Origin of the sequence: Clostridium sp., from assembly GCF_051278035.1 — a bacterium.
In the GTDB taxonomy this organism is placed as follows: domain Bacteria; phylum Bacillota; class Clostridia; order Clostridiales; family Clostridiaceae; genus Clostridium_AD.
The window spans coordinates 1-7,621 of record NZ_JBNMNU010000191.1 but is presented as its reverse complement, the minus strand read 5'-3'; the positions used below and the strand labels follow the sequence as shown (position 1 = coordinate 7,621).

The following is a 7,621-nucleotide window of genomic DNA, read 5'->3' as shown; positions in this document are numbered from 1 at the left end:
ATGGTTGGATATGCTCTGGACAAACAATTTAATGGTAAGGGATATATGACCGAGGCAATTAAGTTGGTAGTACGATTTGCATTTAACGAATTATCATTGCATCGGATTGAAGCAGGTGTAATGCCTACTAATATTGGTTCAATAACAGTATTAGAAAAAGCAGGTTTTTGTAAAGAAGGTATAGCAAGGAAGAACGTAAAAATAAATGGAAAGTGGAAAGACCATCAGATGCTTGCAATTATATCCGATAAAAATTAAGAGAAAAAATTAATTTATTCTTACTAACATAGATAAGGATAAGAATACCAGATTTGGTGTTCTTATTTTTTTATTTTTATTAATATACTCAGTAGAATTATTTTTAGAGACTTCAGATCTAGGAGCATCATCATAAATATAAAATTCATTTCGAGGAAATTAGATATACTTTGATAAAGTAATAATTAACATTCCAGTTGAATTAAAGGATGGTAAAGTTTCATTCGTAAATAATGAGCATAATCTTGGTCGTCGTAAAAAAGGTAAGTTAGGAAAACATAGCGATAAAGAATTTTACAACTTTGACCTAATTCTATAGAAATGATAGCATATTAACTATATTTATACATTAATATAGTTCTATAATAGTGAATATTTTCATTTTTAAATACCATATTATTCAGTTTTTTAAGACCATTGTTCGTATTTTCAATTTCAATAGTTACATTATGGATTGATTATTAGGAGTAGAACCAAAATTTCTTAATTGTAGAATAGTGAGTCGTTGTATAAAATGGTATAATTTACTGGAGAGTTGTTTGGAAGTCGTATTTTATTCTAAATTTGGATGTGGTGATCATATGTATAAAAATGTAAAAGTGATACTCGTTGGTGGAAGCCCGATGAGCGGAAAAACAACATTAGCTACTAAAATAGCTTCAAAGTATTTTCATAATTGTATTTCTACTGATGATATTGGACAAGTAATTCAAACCGTAATTGATGTTGATCCAATGAAAGGACATGATTATCGTGAATATTATATTAGAAAATCTATTGATGGACTTCTTAAGGATATAGAAGATTATCATGAGAGAATGTGGCCTTCAATAAAACGTTTAATTGATATACATAGTACTTGGTCTAATCCAATTATTATTGAGGGATGGGCATTATACCCTCGATTAGTGAAAGAGTTAGGTGATAAGAATATAAAGAAAATATGGCTAGTTTGTGATGATAAAGTTTTAGAAAAAAGGTTGCTTGAAGCTAAAGAATTTTACATGGGAGCGACAGATAAAGATTTGATGATTCAAAATTACTTGAAGAGAAGTATATGGCATAATCATAAGATTTTTAAAGAGATTAAAGAATTTAACGAAGACCACATAAGAATATCTGTAGATTTAACGGAAGAAGAATTATTTAAGAGAGCTATAGAGGTGTTAGAAAGATAAAATGGTACAAGTATGAAAAGGAGATTATACATTATGAAAATACTATTTGTTGAGGATGATAGAATAATTGCATCAGGGCTTTGCTACTCGTTAACTCAGGAGGGGTATTTTGTTACCCACTGCTTGAATGTGGAGTCAGCAAAAGCTATGATACATAAAAATAGCTTTAATCTTGCAATACTTGATCTATCCCTTCCAGATGGGAGTGGCTACGATGTTTGTAAAATAATTAGAGCAAAAGAAGATATACCGGTGATATTTCTAACGGCAATAGATGATGAGGTTAATGTGGTTATGGGTCTTGATATGGGAGCCGATGACTATATAACAAAGCCCTTTCGCATTAGAGAGCTTCTTTCTCGAATTAAATCTGTACTTCGCAGATATGACAAGACAGCCTGTGCAAAAACGCTGTTTAACTTTGGTTGTATAAAAATAGACACGAATCAGGCAAAGGTGTATAAAGGAGAGCAAGAAATTATATTAACCTCTCTTGAGTACAGGTTGCTTCTAATCTTTGCGAATAACCAGGGACAAGTTCTTAGCCGTAATCAACTTTTAGAAGGCTTATGGGATTTTGCAGGTGATTTTGTAAATGACAATACCTTAACAGTATATATTAAACGTTTGCGTGAAAAGATTGAGGATAACAACCAAGAACCAAAAATCATAATAACAGTTCGCGGAATTGGATATAAGGTAGGAGATTAATATGCTACGAAACAAAGAAATAAAGATATATATAATTCTTTTGTATACGATTTTAATAATAGGGTCTGTTGCATGTTTTTTTGTAAATGTCACTTCCGGTATTATAACACTTTCAGCTTTGATTTTAATGGTTGTTATCTCCATTCTTTTTACTAAATGGAGATACAAGCAATTAGAGGAACTTTCGGAATATCTAAGGCGCATTGCAAGTGGGCAATATTCCCTTGATATTAGAGATAATGACGAGGGTGAGCTTAGCATACTCAAAAGTGAAATATATAAAGTAACCGTGACACTATATGAGCAAGCAGAACTGTTAAAGAAAGACAAGATTTTACTTGCGGATTCAATTTCTGATATTTCACATCAGCTTAAAACTCCAATAACCTCAATGTTTGTTATGACGGACCTGATATGCGATGAAAGCCTACCAAAGGATAAACGTCAGGAATTTTCGCAAAACATCCGTTCACAACTTGAAAGACTTAAGTGGCTTGTTGCGTCACTGTTAAAAATATCTAAAATTGATGCAGGTACAATTGAGTTAAAAAAAGAGAATGTGAATATAGAAAAGCTTATCAGTAGAGCTACCCAACATCTCTTAATTCCTATGGAAATCAAAGAGCAAACCCTTGAGATTAGCGGAGATGATCACACTGAGTTTATTGGTGATTTTAATTGGTCAGCAGAAGCTGCTACAAATATAATAAAAAATTGTATTGAACATACACCCTCAGGTGGGAATATAGGTATTACTTTTTGTGAAACTCCAATATATACAATTATAAAAATATTCGATAACGGTGAAGGTATCCATAAGGAAGATTTACCACATATATTCAATCGGTTTTATAAAGGCATCAATGCTCACAATGACAGTATAGGTATCGGACTTGCCATGTCAAAAATCATTTTTCAAAAACAGGGCGGTACCATTGAAGTTAATAGCGAAAAAGACAAAGGCACTGAATTTACTATAAAGATTTACAAAAGCGTTGTGTGACAAAATCGTCACTTAAATTGTCACCGCACAGTCATATTAGGCAGATATACTAAGTTCATAGACTAATAGAGGAGTGAGCAAAAATGGAAATATTGAGAGTAGAGAATCTGTCTAAAATATATGGCACGGGTGAATCAGCTGTAAAGGCTCTAGATAATGTATCGTTTTCAGTGAATAAAGGTGAATTTGTTGCAATTATTGGGCCATCGGGATCAGGTAAATCAACACTTTTGCATATGTTGGGTGGTGTAGACACCCCAACTACTGGGAAGGTTTTTGTAGAGAATACTGACATTTACAAACTGGATGAAACAAAGCTTGCTATATTCAGACGCAGGCAAATAGGTCTCATTTATCAATTTTATAATTTAATACCAGTTTTGAATGTGGAGGAAAACATTACCCTGCCTCTACTACTTGATGGGCAAAAAATAAAAGAAGGACAACTGGATGAGATAATTAGCACGTTAGGTCTTGCGAATAGGCTAAAACACCTTCCTAATCAACTTTCAGGTGGACAACAGCAACGTGTATCCATAGGTAGGGCATTAATTAATAACCCAGCACTCGTACTTGCAGATGAGCCCACAGGTAACCTTGATAGTAAAAATAGTGCAGAGATAATAGAGCTCCTAAAGCTGTCAAACAAGAAGTACCATCAGACATTAATAATAATCACTCATGATGAACGCATTGCTTTGCAGGCGGACAGACTAATCTCCATTGAAGACGGTCATATTTCTAAGGATGAGGTGATTCGAAGATGAATATTATAAGTTCTTTAACCCTTCGTCATATGAAATTAAATAAAAAACGTACTATTTTCACCATTATTGGGGTTGTATTGTCAGTTGCATTGATAACAGCGGTGCCTACTTCTGTTATCTCTTTTATTAATATGATGCAAAGAAATGAGATAGCTAGCACAGGAAACTTTCATGTACTTTATAAGAATATGCAAAGGCAAAACATCAGTAAAGTGATGAGTGATAAAAACACTTCTACAGCAGCGCTCAGTCAAGATATAGGGTATGCAAAACTTAAAGGTTCTAAAAACGAGAACAAGCCCTATCTTTTTATTAAATCATACGATGAACAGGGTTTCAAAGACTTCAATTTGAATTTAGTAGGAGGACATTTCCCTAAAAAATCAAATGAAATCCTTATATCTTCCCATATTGCAGAAAACGGTGGTGTGATATATAAGGTTGGTGATGTTCTAAAATTGGATATTGGGCAGCGTTATAAAGATGGAAATAATGTAGCCATTGGTCAGTATTACGGCTTTGAAAAGAAGAGTGCGGATAACAAAGGTGAGAAACTTATTACAAAGGTAACAAAAGAATATACTATAACAGGAATTATTAGCAGGCCAGGTTTTGAACCCTACTCGTCGCCAGGTTATACAGTGATATCTTATCTTGATAAAAAGGAACTCACCCCTAATGAGACTGTTAATATTTCAGTAGCTTGGAAACATGTGAGTAAAAAAGTAAATGAACAAGCAAATAAGCTTTCAAAAGTCATAGGAGTTACTAGTAATGACGTAATCTATAATAGTAATCTTTTGCGCTACTTTGGAATTGTTAGTGGTGATACTTTATTAACACTTTACGCACTTGCAGTTATAATGACAACTATTATCGTTATAGGATCTGCAGCACTTATATGTAATTCCTTCGCAATTTCAATCTCAGAGCGGAGTCGCCATCTGGGTATGCTGGCGAGCGTTGGAGCCACAAAAAAGCAAAAAAAGAACTCTGTATTCTTTGAAGGTTTTGTTGTAGGTATGATTGGTATACCTATAGGTATATTACTGGGTACACTAGGAATAGGAATAACCTTTATCCTCGTGCAACCGCTATTAGGAAGTATACTTAGCACAGGGGTTAAGCTAAAGCTTATGACTTCGCCTCTTGTAATTTTAGTTGCTATATTACTCTCAATGATTACTATTTTTATATCCTCTTATATACCAGCGAAACGTGCATCTAAGATATCACCTATTGATGGTATACGACAATCACGAGATATAAAGCTCACAGATAAGATCGTAAAAACATCTAAACTAACGCGGCGTATATTTGGATTTGAAGGGGAACTTGGACTTAAGAACTTAAAACGCAATAATCGAAGATATAGAGCTACCATAATTTCCTTGGTGATTAGTATTGTCTTATTTTTATCTGTTTCATCACTGTCCCTACTTTCTCAAAAGTCAGCTAAAACCATAGTGAATACTGTTCCTTATGATGTTTCATTGTATGTTTCATCCGCCGCTACAGCTAAGGAAAAAAGGGATTTTTATAATTCCATATCAAAGATAAAGTATGCTGATGAAAGTGTTATAGAACAAACGGCGTCATCTCGATTAAATGCTAAAAGCAGTTTGATTTCAGATGAAATTAAAGCACTTTATAAGCCCGATAATAATAGTGATGATACATATCAAATGAACTTTGTAATAAAATCTATTGACGATGATTCGCTTAAAAGATATGCAACCCAAACGGAAATGGATTTTAATAGATTAAAAGATGTAGCAAATCCTCGTGGAATACTTATTAATATGGTAACTATTAAAGCCCATAATAAATACGAACGCATGAAACAATTTAACATTGCGGAAGGGGAAAAGTTGAAACTCACTCACGTAATAAATAATGAGCCTACTAAGTATAGTACTTTGCTCGAGATAGCGGCACTTGCAAATAAGGCACCCCTTGGTTATCCTATGTTAAATAACCCAACCCAACCTTTACTTATAGTATCAGAGGAGGTATATGCTAGCATACACTCTAAGCTACCCAAAACATCCGAGATAGGATTTGCTCGTATGTATTTTAAAAGTTCTAATCCTACGAAGCTTATAGAAAACATTAAAGAATATCAAAATAAGACCTCAATTGGAAGCGTATATATTTATGATGTTGCAAGTATGAATAAACGAGAGAGACAACTCATGACCTTTATATATGTATTCTTTTATGGCTTTATAGCAATTATTACTTCTATTTGCATAGCTAACATTTTTAATACAATATCAACTAGTATAACCTTGCGAAGACAGGAATTTGCAATGTTCAAATCCGTTGGAATGACACCAAAAAGTTTCAATAAAATGATCAATTACGAGAGCTTGTTCTATGGCATTAAATCCTTACTCTATGGACTTCCCATTAGTTTTGGAATAATGTATTTGATTTACAGAGTTTTAAACGACTCGTCTGGTGTTGAATTTGCTATTCCATGGGGTAGTGTTATTGTTACTGTAACTTCTGTATTTGCAATTGTAAGTTCAACAATGCTATATTCAAGTTCAAAAATCAGGAAAGAGAATATTATTGATGCATTGAAAACAGAAAACATATAATGCCAAAAGAACCATCTGAGCTCCAGATGGTTCTTTTGATTCAAAATAATATCTTATTAGGTTGTATGCTTTTTATCCTAGTTAAGGGTGTTTTTAATTCCGTTAGTGTGATTTAGAGAAATGTTGGCGAGACCCCTTGTAAGTGGATATTATATAAGATAAAAACATTTATAAGACAAAAGAGTCAACTACGCTCTTTTATTTTGCTTATTATTTTTTGTAATCTCATTAGCTTGTTCATTAGCTTGTTCATTACTTAGCACTTTTGTAAGACCACCGGTCGCTGATTCAATATTTAATTGAAAATTAGCATCAGATTTTTTTGTTTCTTTTAACTTATTTTTATTCATAATTAGTTTCCTCCAATTTTACTGTATTTACTCAGTGTTTAGTCCAAACAAGAGCTCTTAAAACACAACATTTTTAATATTATAACCATCGTAACTTTTATTTATACTATTTACTAATTTTAGGATTTGAATTATATTGCCGTTTCTGTCCCATTACTACACAATCCCTCTTAATTTATATTGTGTACTACATTAAGTAGTACACGTAGTACAGATGGTATGAATACATAAATATTTAATTATTGAGAGAAGGTGAATCCTTGATAAATATTGATAGCAGAAGCAGTAAACCTATTTATGAGCAGATTATTGAGAGAATAAAGGAGAATATAATAAAAGGAATATTAAGGCCAGGAGATAAGTTGCCGTCTGTACGTGAACTTGCCGCGGCTATAACTATTAACCCTAATACTATAAGCAAAGCATATAATGAGCTGGAGCGAATGAAGGCAATTGAAGTTATAAGAGGAAAAGGAACGTTTGTGGTAGAAAATTTTAAACCTATTATGGATGAAGAAAAGATGAAAGCAATTAAAGAACATATGAAGGAAATAATTATAGAAGCACATTATATAGGAGTTGATAAGGATAAGTTAATTAATATAATGAATGCATAAAGCCGGATATTCTAATACTTGACGAGCCTACATCGGGTCTTGATCCAGTAATTAAAAAAGAAATAATGTCCATTATTGTAGATGAAGTCGCATCAAGAGATGTAACTGTATTTATATCATCACACCATTTG

Annotated in this window: 8 protein-coding genes and 1 pseudogene; 8 read left to right on the top strand and 1 reads right to left on the bottom strand. The window is 32.9% G+C overall.

Annotated features, from left to right (window positions below; translation table 11 throughout):
* The 6 genes from ACJAX4_RS20150 to ACJAX4_RS20125 all read left to right on the top strand — a co-directional run.
* Positions 1-258, top strand: a 258-nt coding sequence (locus ACJAX4_RS20150; protein ID WP_435791227.1) for a GNAT family N-acetyltransferase, incomplete at its 5' end; no start/stop codon positions are given.
* Between the two features lie 539 nt (positions 259-797).
* Positions 798-1,436 (top strand): hypothetical protein, encoded by a 639-nt coding sequence (locus tag ACJAX4_RS20145; protein WP_435791226.1) that lies wholly within the window; start codon positions 798-800, stop codon positions 1,434-1,436.
* A 33-nt stretch (positions 1,437-1,469) separates the two neighbouring features.
* Positions 1,470-2,147 carry a response regulator transcription factor gene (locus ACJAX4_RS20140; protein WP_435791225.1) on the top strand — a complete coding sequence of 226 codons (678 nt, stop codon included), beginning with the start codon at positions 1,470-1,472 and terminating at the stop codon, positions 2,145-2,147.
* A 1-nt stretch (position 2,148) separates the two neighbouring features.
* Positions 2,149-3,150, top strand: a complete 1,002-nt coding sequence (locus tag ACJAX4_RS20135) for a sensor histidine kinase (RefSeq protein WP_435791224.1) — start codon at positions 2,149-2,151, stop codon at positions 3,148-3,150.
* A gap of 83 nt (positions 3,151-3,233) precedes the next feature.
* A complete protein-coding gene (locus tag ACJAX4_RS20130; protein WP_435791223.1) occupies positions 3,234-3,917 on the top strand; it encodes an ABC transporter ATP-binding protein in 684 nt (227 codons plus the stop codon).
* Complete coding sequence (locus ACJAX4_RS20125) at positions 3,914-6,523, top strand: ABC transporter permease (protein ID WP_435791222.1); 2,610 nt, start codon at positions 3,914-3,916, stop codon at positions 6,521-6,523. Before ACJAX4_RS20130 ends, ACJAX4_RS20125 begins: the two co-directional genes overlap by 4 nt.
* A 188-nt stretch (positions 6,524-6,711) precedes the next feature.
* Here ACJAX4_RS20125 and ACJAX4_RS20120 read toward each other — a convergent pair whose 3' ends face one another.
* Positions 6,712-6,873 carry a hypothetical protein gene (locus ACJAX4_RS20120; protein WP_435791221.1) on the bottom strand — a complete coding sequence of 54 codons (162 nt, stop codon included), beginning with the start codon at positions 6,871-6,873 and terminating at the stop codon, positions 6,712-6,714.
* Positions 6,874-7,133: 260 nt separating this feature from the next.
* Here ACJAX4_RS20120 and ACJAX4_RS20115 point away from each other — a divergent pair, with 260 nt between their 5' ends.
* Positions 7,134-7,490, top strand: coding sequence for a GntR family transcriptional regulator (locus tag ACJAX4_RS20115; protein WP_435791220.1), 357 nt, complete (start codon positions 7,134-7,136; stop codon positions 7,488-7,490).
* Positions 7,478-7,621 (top strand): annotated as a pseudogene (locus ACJAX4_RS20110) (AAA family ATPase); the annotation flags it as partial. The gene ACJAX4_RS20115 and the pseudogene ACJAX4_RS20110, both read left to right, overlap by 13 nt.